This is a genomic window from Brenneria tiliae, assembly GCF_023347575.1.
In the GTDB taxonomy this organism is placed as follows: domain Bacteria; phylum Pseudomonadota; class Gammaproteobacteria; order Enterobacterales; family Enterobacteriaceae; genus Brenneria; species Brenneria corticis.
Genome location: NZ_JAKPCB010000083.1, coordinates 1 through 15,055, shown reverse-complemented (window position 1 = coordinate 15,055; position 15,055 = coordinate 1). Strand labels below are relative to the sequence as shown.

The 15,055-nt window shown below is 52.8% G+C and carries 16 protein-coding genes and 1 other annotated feature; of the genes, 10 read left to right on the top strand and 6 right to left on the bottom strand.

The features are described 5' to 3' along the window. Positions 1–169 precede the first annotated feature (169 nt). The 5 genes from ffh to rplS all read left to right on the top strand — a co-directional run bounded on the left by ffh (position 170) and on the right by rplS (position 3,705). The gene (gene ffh / locus MFP24_RS01410) at positions 170–1,531 is read left to right on the top strand and encodes a signal recognition particle protein (protein ID WP_249228677.1); all 1,362 of its coding nucleotides are present in this window, start codon (positions 170–172) and stop codon (positions 1,529–1,531) included. 154 nt (positions 1,532–1,685) lie between these two features. After that, positions 1,686–1,934: a 30S ribosomal protein S16 gene (gene rpsP, locus MFP24_RS01405; RefSeq protein ID WP_009111755.1), complete on the top strand. Its 249-nt coding sequence runs from the start codon at positions 1,686–1,688 to the stop codon at positions 1,932–1,934. Positions 1,935–1,952: 18 nt separating this feature from the next. After that, positions 1,953–2,501, top strand: coding sequence for a ribosome maturation factor RimM (gene rimM / locus MFP24_RS01400; protein WP_249228676.1), 549 nt, complete (start codon positions 1,953–1,955; stop codon positions 2,499–2,501). A gap of 38 nt (positions 2,502–2,539) precedes the next feature. Beyond that, positions 2,540–3,295 (top strand): tRNA (guanosine(37)-N1)-methyltransferase TrmD, encoded by a 756-nt coding sequence (gene trmD / locus MFP24_RS01395; RefSeq protein WP_249228675.1) that lies wholly within the window; start codon positions 2,540–2,542, stop codon positions 3,293–3,295. A 62-nt stretch (positions 3,296–3,357) separates the two neighbouring features. Further along, positions 3,358–3,705 (top strand): 50S ribosomal protein L19, encoded by a 348-nt coding sequence (rplS, locus tag MFP24_RS01390; RefSeq protein ID WP_009111758.1) that lies wholly within the window; start codon positions 3,358–3,360, stop codon positions 3,703–3,705. Between the two features lie 87 nt (positions 3,706–3,792). Here the strand turns inward: rplS and MFP24_RS01385 are convergent, their stop codons facing one another. Further along, on the bottom strand, positions 3,793–4,140 hold the full coding sequence (locus MFP24_RS01385; protein WP_249228674.1) for a DUF2799 domain-containing protein: 348 nt from the start codon (positions 4,138–4,140) through the stop codon (positions 3,793–3,795). 47 nt (positions 4,141–4,187) lie between these two features. Further along, on the bottom strand, positions 4,188–4,904 hold the full coding sequence (gene btsR, locus MFP24_RS01380) for a two-component system response regulator BtsR (protein WP_249228673.1): 717 nt from the start codon (positions 4,902–4,904) through the stop codon (positions 4,188–4,190). Between the two features lie 222 nt (positions 4,905–5,126). Here btsR and MFP24_RS01375 point away from each other — a divergent pair, with 222 nt between their 5' ends. Beyond that, positions 5,127–6,200 carry a 3-deoxy-7-phosphoheptulonate synthase gene (locus MFP24_RS01375; protein WP_249228672.1) on the top strand — a complete coding sequence of 358 codons (1,074 nt, stop codon included), beginning with the start codon at positions 5,127–5,129 and terminating at the stop codon, positions 6,198–6,200. Between the two features lie 6 nt (positions 6,201–6,206). Continuing rightward, positions 6,207–7,328 (top strand): bifunctional chorismate mutase/prephenate dehydrogenase, encoded by a 1,122-nt coding sequence (gene tyrA / locus MFP24_RS01370; protein WP_249228671.1) that lies wholly within the window; start codon positions 6,207–6,209, stop codon positions 7,326–7,328. Between the two features lie 57 nt (positions 7,329–7,385). Here the strand turns inward: tyrA and pheA are convergent, their stop codons facing one another. The 4 genes from pheA to bamD form a co-directional block, all read right to left on the bottom strand. Further along, positions 7,386–8,546, bottom strand: coding sequence for a bifunctional chorismate mutase/prephenate dehydratase (pheA, locus tag MFP24_RS01365; RefSeq protein WP_249228670.1), 1,161 nt, complete (start codon positions 8,544–8,546; stop codon positions 7,386–7,388). A 26-nt stretch (positions 8,547–8,572) separates the two neighbouring features. Continuing rightward, positions 8,573–8,699 (bottom strand) — a sequence feature (Phe leader region). Beyond that, positions 8,651–8,698: a hypothetical protein gene (locus MFP24_RS01360; protein ID WP_210417076.1), complete on the bottom strand. Its 48-nt coding sequence runs from the start codon at positions 8,696–8,698 to the stop codon at positions 8,651–8,653. It overlaps the preceding feature by 48 nt. 185 nt (positions 8,700–8,884) lie before the next feature. After that, complete coding sequence (raiA, locus tag MFP24_RS01355) at positions 8,885–9,223, bottom strand: ribosome-associated translation inhibitor RaiA (protein ID WP_009111764.1); 339 nt, start codon at positions 9,221–9,223, stop codon at positions 8,885–8,887. 253 nt (positions 9,224–9,476) lie between these two features. Beyond that, positions 9,477–10,211, bottom strand: a complete 735-nt coding sequence (bamD, locus tag MFP24_RS01350) for an outer membrane protein assembly factor BamD (RefSeq protein WP_249228669.1) — start codon at positions 10,209–10,211, stop codon at positions 9,477–9,479. A gap of 133 nt (positions 10,212–10,344) precedes the next feature. On the opposite strand from bamD, the gene rluD reads away from it, so the two are divergent. The 3 genes from rluD to clpB all read left to right on the top strand — a co-directional run bounded on the left by rluD (position 10,345) and on the right by clpB (position 14,761). After that, positions 10,345–11,322, top strand: coding sequence for a 23S rRNA pseudouridine(1911/1915/1917) synthase RluD (gene rluD, locus MFP24_RS01345; protein WP_249228668.1), 978 nt, complete (start codon positions 10,345–10,347; stop codon positions 11,320–11,322). Positions 11,323–11,329: 7 nt separating this feature from the next. Beyond that, complete coding sequence (yfiH, locus tag MFP24_RS01340) at positions 11,330–12,055, top strand: purine nucleoside phosphorylase YfiH (RefSeq protein WP_249228667.1); 726 nt, start codon at positions 11,330–11,332, stop codon at positions 12,053–12,055. 132 nt (positions 12,056–12,187) lie between these two features. Continuing rightward, positions 12,188–14,761, top strand: coding sequence for an ATP-dependent chaperone ClpB (gene clpB, locus MFP24_RS01335; RefSeq protein WP_249228666.1), 2,574 nt, complete (start codon positions 12,188–12,190; stop codon positions 14,759–14,761). The last annotated feature ends 294 nt before the right edge of the window (positions 14,762–15,055 follow it).

Below are 15,055 nucleotides of genomic sequence, written 5' to 3'. Positions count from 1 at the left end.
CGAGTAGGTTAATTAATATCAACAAAGTAAAATGAACAGTCAGTATAACGTTAGTCTCCATGGGCACCAACTGTTCTCCATTCCGGGCGCAGAGATCGCCGCCGCTTTCGTGTTATAATCCCGGTCATTCGCGTCGCGGTGGCGGCTTGTCTTACATTGAGCACGAGATATGTTTGAAAATTTAACCGATCGACTATCGCGCACATTGCGCAATATCAGCGGCCGCGGGCGGTTGACTGAAGACAATATAAAAGAAACGCTGCGCGAAGTTCGCATGGCGCTGCTTGAAGCCGACGTTGCTTTACCCGTGGTGCGAGATTTTATCAACCGCGTAAAAGAACGGGCGGTGGGTCACGAAGTAAACAAAAGCCTGACCCCCGGTCAGGAGTTCGTCAAAATCGTCAAGAACGAACTTGTCAGCTCAATGGGTGAGATTAACTCTGAGCTGAATCTGGCAGCCCAGCCGCCGGCGGTGGTGTTGATGGCCGGTTTGCAGGGGGCGGGTAAAACCACCAGCGTGGGTAAACTGGGCAAGTTTCTTAAAGAAAAACAGAAGAAAAAGGTGCTGGTGGTTTCCGCCGACGTCTATCGTCCGGCGGCCATCAAACAGCTGGAGACGCTGGCGCAAGGCGTGGGGGTCGATTTTTTCCCTTCCGATGCGCAGGAAAAGCCGCTTGATATCGTCAGCCGGGCGCTGCAGCACGCCAAGCTGAAATTCTACGATGTGCTGTTGGTGGATACCGCCGGTCGTCTTCACGTCGACGACGCCATGATGGACGAAATCAAGCAGGTTCACGCGGCGATTAATCCGGTGGAAACCCTGTTTGTGGTTGACGCCATGACCGGGCAGGATGCGGCGAACACCGCGAAAGCCTTCAACGAGGCCCTGCCGTTGACCGGGGTTATCCTTACCAAGATCGATGGCGATGCCCGAGGCGGTGCGGCGCTCTCTATCCGCCATATCACCGGCAAGCCTATCAAGTTCCTCGGCGTGGGGGAAAAAACCGATGCGCTGGAGCCTTTCTACCCGGAGCGCGTGGCGTCGCGTATTCTCGGCATGGGCGATGTGCTTTCCCTTATCGAGGATATTGAAAGCAAAGTCGATCGCACTCAGGCTGAGAAACTGGCCAAAAAGCTCAAAAAGGGCGACGGATTTGATCTGACCGATTTTCTGGATCAGCTCAAGCAGATGCGCAATATGGGCGGCATGGCCAGTATGATGAGTAAAATGCCGGGAATGGGCCAACTGCCGGATAACGTGAAATCGCAGATGGATGACAAAGTTCTGGTGCGTATGGAAGCGATTATTAACTCCATGACGCATAAAGAGCGGGCAAAACCTGAAATCATTAAAGGTTCACGGAAACGTAGAATCGCGACGGGGTCGGGGATGCAGGTTCAGGACGTAAACCGTCTGCTGAAGCAGTTTGACGATATGCAGCGGATGATGAAGAAAATGAAGAATGGCGGTTTGGCGAAAATGATGCGCGGCATGAAAGGTATGATGCCGCCGGGATTCCCGGGGCGTTGATAGCGAAAACCTTGTCGAACGGACAAATATCGCGGGTTGATACGCTTTAGATTGCTTTCTGCGCCAAAATGAGTAAAATTTTGGGGCTTTTTATATGACACTGGGCCCCGTTCCTCGATGGGGCCCGGTTGTTTTATTAACTAAAGAGGATGTTATGGTAACAATTCGTTTGGCACGTGGCGGCGCGAAAAAACGCCCGTTTTATCAAGTTGTCGTGACCGATAGCCGCAATGCGCGCGACGGTCGCTTCATTGAGCGCGTAGGCTTCTTCAACCCGATCGCAACCGGTCAGGCAGAAGCGCTGCGTTTGGATCTGGACCGTATCGAACATTGGGTCGGCCTGGGCGCAACCGTTTCTGATCGCGTATCTTCGCTGATCAAAGACGCCAAGAAAGCAGCATAATCTGTTGCGGTGGTGACAATGAGCAAGCTACTCAGCCCACAAGTTCCCGCTAACCCGATTGTATTGGGCAAGATGGGGTCGACTTATGGCATCCGAGGTTGGCTCAGAGTGTTTTCATCCACCGAAGATGCCGAGAGCATTTTTGATTATCAACCTTGGTTTATCCAGACCAAAAGTGGTTGGCGGCCCGTCGAGATTGACAGCTGGAAACACCACAATCAGGATCTGATCATCAAGATTAAAGATGTTGACGATCGTGATACGGCGAATTTACTGACCAATTGCGAGATTATCGTTGATTCGGCTCAGTTGCCGGAACTGGATGAAGGTGATTATTACTGGAAGGATCTTATCGGCTGTCAGGTCGTAACCGTAGCAGGTTATCAACTGGGAAAAGTCATCGATATGATGGAGACCGGTTCCAACGACGTGATGGTGGTAAGGGCTAACCTGAAAGATGCCTTCGGGGTCAAGGAGCGGCTGATTCCGTTCCTCTCTGAACAGGTTGTCAAGAGCGTTGACCTTTCTGCTCAATCTATTGAAGTAGATTGGGATCCTGGTTTTTGAACTCTGAATTAACCAGTAGTACCCGGTGGAACGAGACTATGTGGATTGGGGTTATTAGCCTGTTTCCAGAGATGTTCCGCGCAATTACTGATTACGGAGTCACTGGCCGGGCAGTTAAAAATGGCCTGCTGAGCGTACAGTACTGGAGTCCGCGAGACTTCGCTTACGACCGGCATCGCACCGTGGACGATCGCCCATACGGCGGCGGCCCCGGAATGCTGATGATGGTGCAACCCTTGCGGGATGCGATCCACGCAGCAAAAGCAGCGGCAGGCGAAGGCGCCAGGGTGATTTACTTATCACCTCAGGGCCGTAAATTAGATCAGCAGGGCGTGCGTCAACTCGCCGCCAACCAGAAAATGATCCTGGTTTGCGGGCGGTACGAGGGAATTGATGAGCGCGTAATTAAAACCGAAATTGATGAAGAATGGTCAATCGGTGATTACGTTCTCAGCGGCGGGGAACTGCCGGCAATGGCGCTGATTGACTCTGTTTCCCGGTTTATTCCGGGTGTGCTGGGTCATCAGTCTTCCGCGGAAGAGGATTCTTTCGCTGACGGGTTGCTGGATTGTCCTCATTTTACTCGTCCTGAAGTGTTGGCCGGTATGGAAGTCCCGCCAGTTTTACTGTCAGGAAACCATGCTGAAATACGTCGCTGGCGGTTGAAGCAGTCGCTGGGCCGAACCTGGCTTAGAAGACCTGAACTTCTGAAAAGCCTAGCTCTGACTGACGAGCAAGCAACGTTGCTGGCTGAATTCCAACGAGAATATCAGTCCGGGCAACATGAGTATTAGGTGGTCGTCGCGTTTCATCTGACGAACCCAAATATCAGTTTACCTAGGGTAAGAGACATACTATGAGCAACATTATCAAGCAAATTGAACAAGAACAGATGAAGCAGGACGTACCTGCATTTCGTCCGGGTGATACCGTCGAAGTGAAGGTATGGGTTGTTGAAGGCAGCAAAAAACGTCTGCAGGCATTCGAGGGCGTGGTTATCGCTATTCGTAACCGCGGTCTGCATTCTGCATTTACTGTTCGCAAGATTTCCAACGGCGAAGGCGTAGAGCGCGTTTTCCAAACGCATTCTCCGGTAGTGGACAGCATCGCTGTTAAACGCCGCGGCGCCGTACGTAAAGCCAAATTGTACTACCTGCGTGAACGCACCGGTAAGTCCGCTCGTATCAAAGAGCGTCTTAACTGATAGCGCGCTTGCGCGACATCCGAAAGTAATTAGTTATCAAGGGTTTAGTCAATGGCTAAACCCTTTTTTTATCTGCGCGCTTTGGGGTTAATTCACACTCCGCTGCCACTGGGCTCGTAGTCGTTCCGCATCGGCGACGCCATCACAGCTGGCGGGGAAACTTTTGCCGGATTTCCCCCACGCATGCATGTTGTCAAGGCGACAAAACTTCGCCTGCCCCGCGCCGTAGCCGCGTAAATAGGCTTCGCGATCGATCTGGGGATTGCCAAACCACTCCTCCAACACGCTATTGTCTTTGACGACCAGGCCGGATATGGCGTCCTGGTAACCGGCTTCATACCAGAAGGTTTTCTCGTTGTCGGCCGTTGGCGCAGAGGCGTTATGTTGGCAGCCAGCGATAAAGAGAATTACAGCCAGGCAGTAACTGTATTTCATATCAAACCTTTCATTAGTTGGTTATCGCCATATAAAGCATATCGCTTTTAAGCGATGCCCAGTTTTTCTTTTAGCAGTTTGAGATAGCGGCGACTCACCGGAATCTGTTTTCCGGTGTTGGTGAGCACTTCTGCCGCGCCGTTTTCCAGCAGTTTAATTTCTTTCAGCAGATCCGTATTGACCATGTATTTCCGATGGCAACGCACCAGGGGCGTTTTTTCTTCCAGCGTTTTTAACGACAGCTGCGTATAGCCAGACTGGTTTACTCCCACGACGTGCACTCCGCCGAGTTCGGAACTGAGATATTCGACTTCATCGACCTTGAGCAAAAAAATGCGGTTATGCCCGTTGCAGGGGATATGGCGCAGATAGGGTTCGGTAATTAGATGTACATTTTTATTTACACTCGCGCCGCGGCGTAAACGATTCAACGTTTTGTTCAGCCGCTGTGAATCCAGCGGTTTAAGCAGGTAGTCGAAAGCATGTTCTTCAAAGGCGCGCACGGCGTATTCGTCATAGGCGGTGACGAACACCACGTAAGGCATGTTTTCCGGATCCAGCATGGCGGCTAATTCCAGGCCGCTGACCTTGGGCATCTGTATGTCCAGAAAAATCACGTCAGGCTGCAGGCGATGAATAGCCGGTATCGCTTCAAGCGCGTTGCCGCACTGAGCGATAATGGTTATGTCAGGTTCGTTTTCCAGCAGCAATGAAAGTTCTTCACGAGCGGGCAGTTCGTCGTCAATTATGATGGCTTTCAGCATCGTTCCCCCTTTGTCCCGCTGATTCTACCACCATTCGCTGGCGGGATTGGAATGATAGCAGTGAAGCGCGCGGCGGATGTGCCACGGCGTGGTTTTTTATCGGCGGTAATTTTAAGTTTACAAATATGGATTGAAATCTTTACGGTTCGTGTTATGGTGTAAACCATAATGCAGCTGGCATTAATCGATTACGTCATACAGGATTCGGCAGGAAATATGAACATGCAAAAAGACTCTCTTAACAACATCAATATTGTGGAAGAACAGATACTGATTACCCCGGATGAACTGAAAGCCAAATTTCCGCTAAGCGACGGCGAGCACCAGGCCATCGCCGGCGCCCGCGAAACCATCGCCAATATTATTCATGGGCGCGATCGGCGTCTGCTGATCGTATGCGGCCCCTGTTCCATCCATGATACCGATGCCGCCCTGGAGTACGGGCGCCGTTTGCAATCCCTCTCGGCTGAATTGAGCGATCGGCTGTATATCGTTATGAGGGTGTACTTTGAAAAGCCGCGCACCACCGTCGGTTGGAAAGGATTAATTAACGATCCTCACATGGATGGCTCTTGCGATGTGGAAGCCGGGCTGCATATCGCCCGTGATTTGCTGCTCAAGCTGGTAAATATGGGGTTGCCGCTGGCGACTGAAGCGCTGGATCCCAACAATCCGCAGTATCTGGGCGACCTGTTCAGCTGGTCGGCGATCGGCGCCCGTACCACCGAATCGCAAACGCACCGCGAGATGGCGTCCGGTCTTTCCATGCCCGTCGGGTTCAAAAACGGCACCGACGGCAGCCTTGGCACGGCAATTAACGCGATGAGAGCGGCGGCCATGCCGCACCGGTTTATGGGGATTAATCAATCCGGCCAGGTTTGCCTGCTGCATACGCAGGGAAATGCGGACGGCCATGTTATTTTGCGCGGCGGCAAAACGCCAAACTACAGTGCGCAAAATGTTGCTGAATGTGAAAAACAGATGCTTGATGCGGGACTGAATCCGGCGCTGATGGTAGATTGTAGCCATGGCAACTCAAATAAAGATTACCGTCGGCAACCCTTGGTGGTCGAGTCGGTCATTGAGCAGATTAAGGCTGGCAACCGTTCGATCATCGGCCTGATGCTGGAAAGTCATCTTCACGAAGGCAGCCAGTCTTCAGAGCAGCCGCGTGCGGAAATGCGCTATGGCGTATCGGTAACGGATGCCTGTATCAGTTGGGAAAATACAGAAACGTTACTGCGTTCCGTACATCATGAGCTTGGCGCGGAACGGGTAAAACATTCAGGAGAGTAACAGAAGATGGTAGCTGAACTGACCGCGTTGCGTGATCAGATAGACGAGGTGGATAAAGAGCTGTTAGCGCTATTATCACGCCGATTGCGTTTGGTGGCGGAAGTGGGGGAGGTTAAAAGCCGTTATGGCTTGCCTATCTATGCGCCCGATCGCGAAGCCGCCATGTTCAGTTCGCGCCGTAAAGAGGCCGCTCTGCTGGGCGTGCCTCCCGATCTGATTGAAGATATTTTGCGTCGCGTTATGCGCGAATCATACTCCAGCGAAAATGATAAGGGATTTAAGACATTAAATCCTCAGCTGCGTCCGGTGGTTATCGTCGGCGGCCGCGGGCAGATGGGTGCGCTGTTTGAAAAAATGCTGACGCTGTCGGGGTATCAGGTCAGGATCCTGGAGCAGGAGGACTGGCCGCAAGCGGAAACCCTGCTATCTGACGCCGGTATGGTGATTGTCAGCGTGCCGATCCATGTCACCGAACAGGTTATCGCCCGCCTGCCTAAACTGCCGGATGACTGTATTCTGGTGGATTTGGCTTCGGTCAAAAACGGCCCGCTGCAAGCGATGCTGGCCGTCCATCGCGGACCGGTGCTTGGGCTGCATCCCATGTTCGGGCCGGATAGCGGCAGCCTGGCGAAACAGGTGGTGGTCTATTGCGATGGACGTCAGCCGGAATCCTATCAATGGCTGCTGGAGCAGATACAGGTGTGGGGCGCGCGTTTACATCGCATCAGCGCGGTGGAGCACGATCAGAATATGATGTTTATTCAGGCGCTGCGCCATTTTGCCACTTTCGCTTACGGCCTGCATTTGGCGGAAGAGAACGTACAGCTGGAGCAGTTGCTGGCGTTGTCATCGCCCATTTACCGTTTGGAATTGATCATGGTGGGCCGCCTGTTTGCTCAGGATCCGCAACTGTACGCCGACATCATTATGTCTTCTGAAAATAATCTGGCATTGATTAAACGTTATTATCAACGTTTCGGTGAGGCCATCGAACTGTTGGAGCATGCGGATAAAGCCGAGTTTATCAACAGCTTCAAAAAGGTCGAACACTGGTTTGGTGATTACGCCGGACGCTTCCAGTCTGAAAGCCGGACTTTATTACGTCAGGCCAACGATATCCGTCAATAATAGGTTTTAACAACCAGCCTATTCGCCATCCCGGCGATGTAGCCGGGATGGCCGCTTTCATTCGTTGACGTCTACGGGCACGACGTTTTCACTGGGGTAGCAGCCTAACACCTTCAGTGAGCGCGTAATCGATGTCAATCCCCGCAGTGCCTTCTGCATCGCCTCGCTGCGCAGATTGGCCTGCACATCGATGTAGAACATCTCCTCCCAGGGGTTGCCGTTAATCGGCCGCGATTCCAGTTTGGTCATAATGATGCCCTGGTCGCGCAGCACCAGCAGCGCTTCAACCAGCGCGCCTGACTGCTGTCCCGTCGCCATAATCAGTGTGGTCTTGGCCGGAACCTGTTCCGTCACTTCGATGGGCTTACGCGCCAGAACGATAAACCGGGTGATATTTTGCGACTGGTTGGCCAGATTGTGTTCGAGGACCTGCAAGTTATATAGCATGCCGCCGGCTTCGCTTCCCAGCGCCGCGGCTTTGGGCGAATTAAGCGCCGCCACTTTTTCCATTGCCGCGGCGGTGCTTTCGCAGTATTCAATTTTCCAGTCCGGAAAACGACTCAGGAAATGGCTGCATTGCTGGAACGGCTGAGGGTGGCTGTAAACGGTTTCAATCTGATCGAGACTGGTCGCGGTAGCAACCAATACGCAGTGGTTGATTGGATTCGTCAGTTCGCCGACGATCGACAGCCCGGTGTGTTGCAACAGGTCGTAGACATCGTTAATGGAGCCTGAACTGGTATTTTCAATCGGTAGCACGGCGTAGTCCGCCTGACCCGTCTCCACCATATTGAAGATATCCTGGAATTTATGGCAGCCACACTCGATAAGCTGCTCGAAATGCCGGGCCGCATATTGGCGGGCCGCCAGATGCGAATAAGATCCCTTCGGACCAAGAAAGGCGATGCGCGCGGAGTGAGCGGTAGTCTGGTTGAGATGGTGTTGCAGCAGCGCCTGCTGCGTCAGCACCGAATCTTCAATAATAAGCTGGAATAACCGGGTGATGTAGTGACCGTCGAGGTGATATTTTTTTCCCGCTGCCGTAAGCTTATCGAGCAAATCACGTTCGCGCTCTTTGTCGCGGATAGGGCGGTGGGAATGTAATTTAGTGCGTGCGACGTCGAGCGCCAGCTCCCGTCTCTCCGCTAACAATTCCAGTAATTTTACATCCAGCTCGCTGATGCGCTCGCGTAATGCCAGTAGTGGGTTATCGGTCATTATATTATTACCTGTTTTTTGTCCTGATAAAAAAAGCCTCCTGTTTCAGGAGGCTTTTTTGTTCGTCTTCGTATTCTTGCTCTTACGACGAATCGCCTCCCAAATCAGGGGAAGGTGAAAAAGAATACGAAGAAGAACGGTGTGTTAGTCATGCTGAACCGGTATGTAGGAAACTCAAGTATGAAATAATAGCATGTAAAGTAACGGTTGGCTTTTCATCCTGTCAATACAAAATCGCCGGGAGCGATGCCGAACAACGTGCAGCGTCGGCACTTTAGGGCCCCCCGCGATACAAAAACGCGCCATCAGGCGCGTTGGATAACAATGATGAAGTCGGATTATTCTTCCTGCGGCACCTGCAGGTTGGCATCTTTGACGCAGGCCGCCGCCCGGCGCGCCTCGCCTTTATGCTGCACTTTGTTTAATTGGCGCTCAAGCTTGGCGATAAGCTCATTGATGGCGGCATACATATCTTCATGTTTGGCACTGGCGACCAGCGGTCCGTTTGGCGTACTGATTGTTGCATCGGCAACGAAACCCTGAGGTTCTTTTGATAGAATGATGTGCGGGTTAATCAGATGGGCTTGCCACTTATCCAGTTTAGAAAGACGGTCTTCGACATGCTGACGTATTGCGGGGGTGATATCCATTTGCTTACTGGTAATATTGATAGTCATATAACTTACCTCTCTGCCTTTGTCCGTCTTGGATAATTTCAGCATAACGCGAGTGAGGACAAAAATCGTGATTATGATCACTTTTTTTTGTCACTTTTTGTCAATAAACCGTGGTTTGTGGACCATGCTCAGGAATCGACGGGAAGTGCTTGAGGGAGGGTATAAGCTATGTCATTATCGAAAAGATGTATTGAACCCGCCATAAAAAAACGGCAACCGAAGCTGCCGTTTTATTCTTTCAGTCACGCTTATTTTAAGCCGGATTCGCAGCGATGATTTTAGCGACTTTATCCGCCTGCGCCGTCAACTGAAGCTCGCGGTAGGCATTTGCCATCAATGGCAAGGCGTCTTTGGTGGCCTTGGTGTCCGGATAATCACGCAGCATTTGTTCGACGCGATTAACTACTGCCACATAAGCGCCGCGTTTCGTGTAATATTGCGCGACGGAAAGTTCATATTTAGCCAAACGCTCTTTCAGGAAGACCAGCCGCTTATTGGCGTCGGTTGCATACTGGCTGTTTGGGTAGCTTTGAATCAGCCGGCTGAAGTCCCGGAAGGCCATGCGGGCATACTGGGGGTCGCGATCGGAGCGATCGACGCCAAAGAACCCCTGTAGCGCGCTGTCGTCGAGAGCCATATCCGTCAGGCCACGCATATACAAGACATAGTCAGCGCTTGCATGAGTGGGGTTTAAGCGCAGGAAGCGATCGATGGAGGCCTGGGCCAACGGCAATTCGGCGGATTTATAGTAGGCGTAAATCAAGTCCAGCTGTACCTGCTGAGAATAGGGCCCGAATGGGTAGCGGTTGTCCAGTGCTTCCAACTGCGTGATGGCGGCTCTAAAGTTACCGTCCTGCAGTTTTTGTTGAGCATTTGCATACAGTTCGGACGGCGGACTGTCAGGAACCGCATCCTTGGAATTGCTGGAGCAGCCAGCCAGCGCCAGGCTCAACGTGGCGGCAGCCACCAGATATTTCATACGCGTCATGACGTTTTGATTATCCTCAGAGTGTTATTCCGGGAGACTGTCCGTTAAGCTCCCGATTTAGACCAGTGACAATAGTACATTATTTTAAACGGCGTCGCCGTGAAAACCCAACGTTAACGAAGAAGCTGCAACTATGGCACAACAAGTACAACTCACCGCAACGGTGGCCGAATCTCAACTCGGACAACGTTTAGATCAGGCTTTGGCCGAATTGTTCCCTGATTATTCACGATCTCGTATAAAAGAGTGGATCCTCGAGAACCGGGTACAGATTAACGGCATTGTCAGCAATAAGCCAAAAGTGAAGGTACTGGGCGGCGAATCGATTGCGATTGACGCGCTTATTGAGGAAGAGGCGCGCTGGGAAGCTCAGGATATCGCGCTGGATATCGTCTATGAGGATCAGGATATCCTGGTGATCAACAAGCCGCGGGGGTTGGTCGTTCACCCCGGCGCCGGCAACCCCGATGGCACCGTGCTCAATGCGTTGCTGCATTATTATCCCGAAATTGTTGATGTTCCGCGGGCGGGCATTGTTCATCGTCTGGATAAAGACACCACCGGGCTGATGGTGGTGGCGAAAACCGTACCGGCGCAGACCCGCCTGGTCGAGTCGCTGCAGGCTCGTGAAATCACCCGCGAATATGAAGCCGTCGCCATCGGCAATATGACGGCCGGCGGTTCGGTAGAAGAACCGATTGCCCGGCATGCGACAAAACGCACGCATATGGCGGTTCATCCGATGGGGAAACCGGCGGTCACGCACTACCGGATTATGGAGCATTTCCGCGCGCACACCCGCTTGCGCCTGCGCCTGGAAACGGGGCGCACCCACCAGATTCGCGTACATATGTCGCATATAAACCATCCATTGGTGGGGGACCCGCTATACGGCGGCCGTCCTCGCCCGCCGAAAGGCGCGTCTGACGAATTCATTACGGCGCTGCGCGGTTTTGATCGCCAGGCGCTGCACGCCACAATGTTGCGGCTGTATCACCCCGTCAGCGGGATACAAATGGAGTGGCATGCGCCCTTGCCGCAAGATATGGTCGATCTTATCAATGCATTAAAAGCCGATACCGAAGCGTTCCAGGATCAACTCAACTGGTGATGAAACGATGCTAATTTATCCTGACTGGCCGATGCCGGAGAATATCCGGGCCTGTAGCACAACCCGTTATGGCGGTATCAGTGTGCCGCCGTATGATGCGCTCAATCTGGGAGGCCATGTCGGTGATGATAGCGAAACGGTGAGGGTGAACCGTCAGATGCTGGTTGATGAAGCGGGTTTACCGTCGATGCCGCATTGGCTGGAGCAGGTTCACGGTACGGATGTGATTCGCATCGGCAATACGGCGCCGCTTTCCGTTCGCGGCGACGCGGCTTATACGGATGGGAAAGATCGGGTTTGTGCGGTGATGACCGCCGACTGTTTACCGGTGCTGTTTTGTTCCGCCGCCGGCGATGAGGTTGCCGCGGCGCACGCCGGCTGGCGCGGGCTGTGCGCCGGCGTACTGGAAAAGACGCTTTCCTGCTTCCGTGCGCAACCGTCGCGGATTATGGCATGGCTCGGCCCGGCAATTGGTCCGGATGCGTTTGAGGTCGGTCCGGAGGTTCGCGAAGCATTTATCCGGCATGACGCCGTGGCCGAGTCGGCATTCAGGGCTAATGGCGACAAGTTTCTGGCCGATATATACCAGCTGGCGCGTTTACGTTTACGCGCAGCCGGCGTGACGCAAATTTTTGGCGGAAACCACTGCACCGTAAGCGATCGGCAAAAATTTTTCTCCTATCGGCGCGATGGTGTGACGGGCCGTATGGCAAGTTTAATCTGGCTGATATAACCTATTGAATTAAGACGGTCCACGGCAAGTAACATTTTAATCCCATGACTACTGGCGAAATAACCTTGAAATTTTGAGGGTTGACCTCATCTGATCTCCAGTAGCAGTTTTGACCAGTATATGGGAGGTGTTATGCGTCTGGATCGTCTTACCAGCAAGTTTCAACTTGCTCTCGCCGATGCCCAATCTCTTGCTCTCGGGCGCGACCATCAATTTATCGAACCTCTTCATCTGATGAGTGCTTTACTCAATCAGGAAGGCGGTACTGTCGGCCCGCTATTGACAGCGGCCGGCGCCAATGTTGCTCATCTGAAAAATGAAATCGATCAGGCAATAGCACGTTTACCTCAGGTCGAAGGTACCGGCGGCGATGTTCAGCCGTCCAGCGAGTTGGTTCGCGCGTTAAACGTCTGCGACAAGCTGGCGCAGAAACGTGGCGATACTTTCATTTCCTCGGAGCTTTTTGTGTTGGCGGTGCTGGAGTCGCGCAGCACGTTAAGTGACGTGCTTAAACGTGCGGGAGCGACGCCGGAAAGCGTTACCAAAGCAATCGATCAGATAAGAGGGGGCGAACAAGTGAACGATCAAGGCGCGGAGGATCAACGGCAGGCGCTAAAAAAATATACCATCGATCTGACCGAGCGCGCGGAACAAGGCAAGCTTGACCCGGTTATTGGCCGTGATGAGGAAATTCGCCGTACCATTCAGGTATTACAACGTCGAACTAAAAACAACCCGGTATTAATCGGCGAGCCTGGGGTGGGTAAAACAGCCATTGTCGAAGGGCTGGCTTTGCGTATTGTTAACGGCGAAGTGCCGGAAGGTTTAAAGAACAAACGCGTTTTATCCCTGGATATGGGGTCGCTGGTCGCCGGCGCCAAATACCGCGGCGAGTTCGAAGAGCGTTTAAAAGGGGTGCTTACCGATTTATCCAAGCAGGAAGGGAACGTTATCCTGTTTATCGATGAACTCCATACGATGGTGGGCGCCGGGAAAGCCGACGGCGCCATGGATGCCGGGAATATGCTCAAGCCCGCGTTGGCGCGCGGCGAACTGCACTGCGTCGGCGCCACCACGCTGGATGAGTATCGGCAATATATAGAGAAAGACGCTGCTTTGGAGCGCCGTTTCCAGAAGGTGTTCGTTGCCGAGCCGACGGTAGAAGATACCATTGCTATTTTACGCGGTCTTAAAGAGCGCTATGAGCTGCATCACCATGTGCAGATTACCGACCCGGCGATTGTTGCCGCGGCCACGCTGTCCCATCGTTATATTGCGGACCGCAAGCTGCCGGACAAGGCGATCGACCTGATTGATGAGGCGGCTTCCAGTATTCGTATCCAGATTGACTCGAAGCCCGAGCCGTTGGATCGTCTGGACCGTCGTATCATTCAGTTGAAACTGGAACAGCAGGCGCTGAAAAAAGAGTCGGATGAAGCCAGCCAAAAACGTTTAGAGCTGTTAAGTTCCGAGCTTGAAGAGAAGGAACGCGAGTACTCTAAGCTGGAAGAAGAGTGGAAGGCGGAAAAGGCATCGCTTACCGGCACTCAGAATATTAAGGCGGCGTTGGAGCAGGCGAAAATTTCGCTGGAGCAAGCACGCCGTCAAGGTGACCTGGGGCAGATGTCCGAGCTGCAATACGGCAAAATTCCCGAGTTGGAAAAACAGCTGGCGGCGGCCACGCAGCTTGAAGGTAAGACCATGCACCTGTTGCGTAACCGCGTTACGGATAATGAAATTGCCGAGGTGCTTGCCCGCTGGACCGGTATTCCGGTATCCAGAATGTTGGAAAGCGAACGTGAAAAGCTGTTAAGAATGGAAGAGGCGCTGCACCAGCGCGTAATCGGACAGGATGAAGCGGTCGAAGCGGTGGCGAACTCTATCCGACGCAGCCGCGCCGGTTTGTCCGATCCCCATCGCCCAATAGGTTCTTTCCTGTTCCTTGGGCCGACCGGGGTGGGTAAAACGGAACTGTGTAAGACGCTGGCCTCTTTCCTGTTCGACAGCGATGATGCGATGGTTCGTATCGACATGTCCGAGTTTATGGAAAAGCATTCGGTGTCGCGCTTAGTGGGGGCGCCTCCGGGATATGTCGGCTATGAAGAGGGCGGCTACCTGACGGAGGCCGTGCGCCGCCGTCCTTACTCGGTGATCCTGCTGGATGAGATCGAGAAGGCGCATCCGGACGTGTTCAACATTCTGCTGCAGGTATTGGATGATGGACGCCTCACGGACGGCCAGGGGCGTACGGTCGATTTCCGCAACACGGTGGTGATTATGACCTCGAACCTGGGTTCCGATCTGATTCAGGAACGCTTTGGCGAGCGGAGCTATGCGGAGATGAGAGGGATGGTGCTTGAGATTGTTAGCCATAGCTTCCGTCCTGAGTTTATCAACCGTATCGATGAAGTGGTGGTATTCCATCCGCTGGGTAGGAAACACATCGCCTCTATCGCCAAGATCCAGCTACAGCGTTTGTATAAACGCCTCGAAGAGCGCGGTTATCAGGTGACGATAACCGATGCGGCATTGGAACGGCTGGGAGAAATTGGGTTCGATCCGGTTTATGGTGCCCGTCCGCTTAAAAGGGCGATACAGCAGTTGATTGAAAACCCGCTGGCTCAACAGATCCTTTCCGGGAAATTAATCCCAGGTAAGCCGGTAACGCTGGACGTTGATGGTGAAAACATCGTTGCCCGCCAATAAAGCCGCGAGGTGGCAAACTCAAAAACGGGAGAAAACGGCTGTTTCTCCCGTTTTTATTTATTCAGTACCGACAATCCTTATTTTCCGCATAAAATCGGCTAAAAACGGCTTTTTGACTTATTTTTAAGCGCTTGATTCTTTTTTTGCATTTAGCCCTTGTAAGCCGCCGAGAACTCCCTATAATGCGCCTCCACTGACAGGGCAACGGCGGCAACGCGGTTGTGATGACAGTAGGAAGCCAGGCAATAATCACTTGACTTCACAGCGGAATTGCATAACATATGCGGCCCGCGC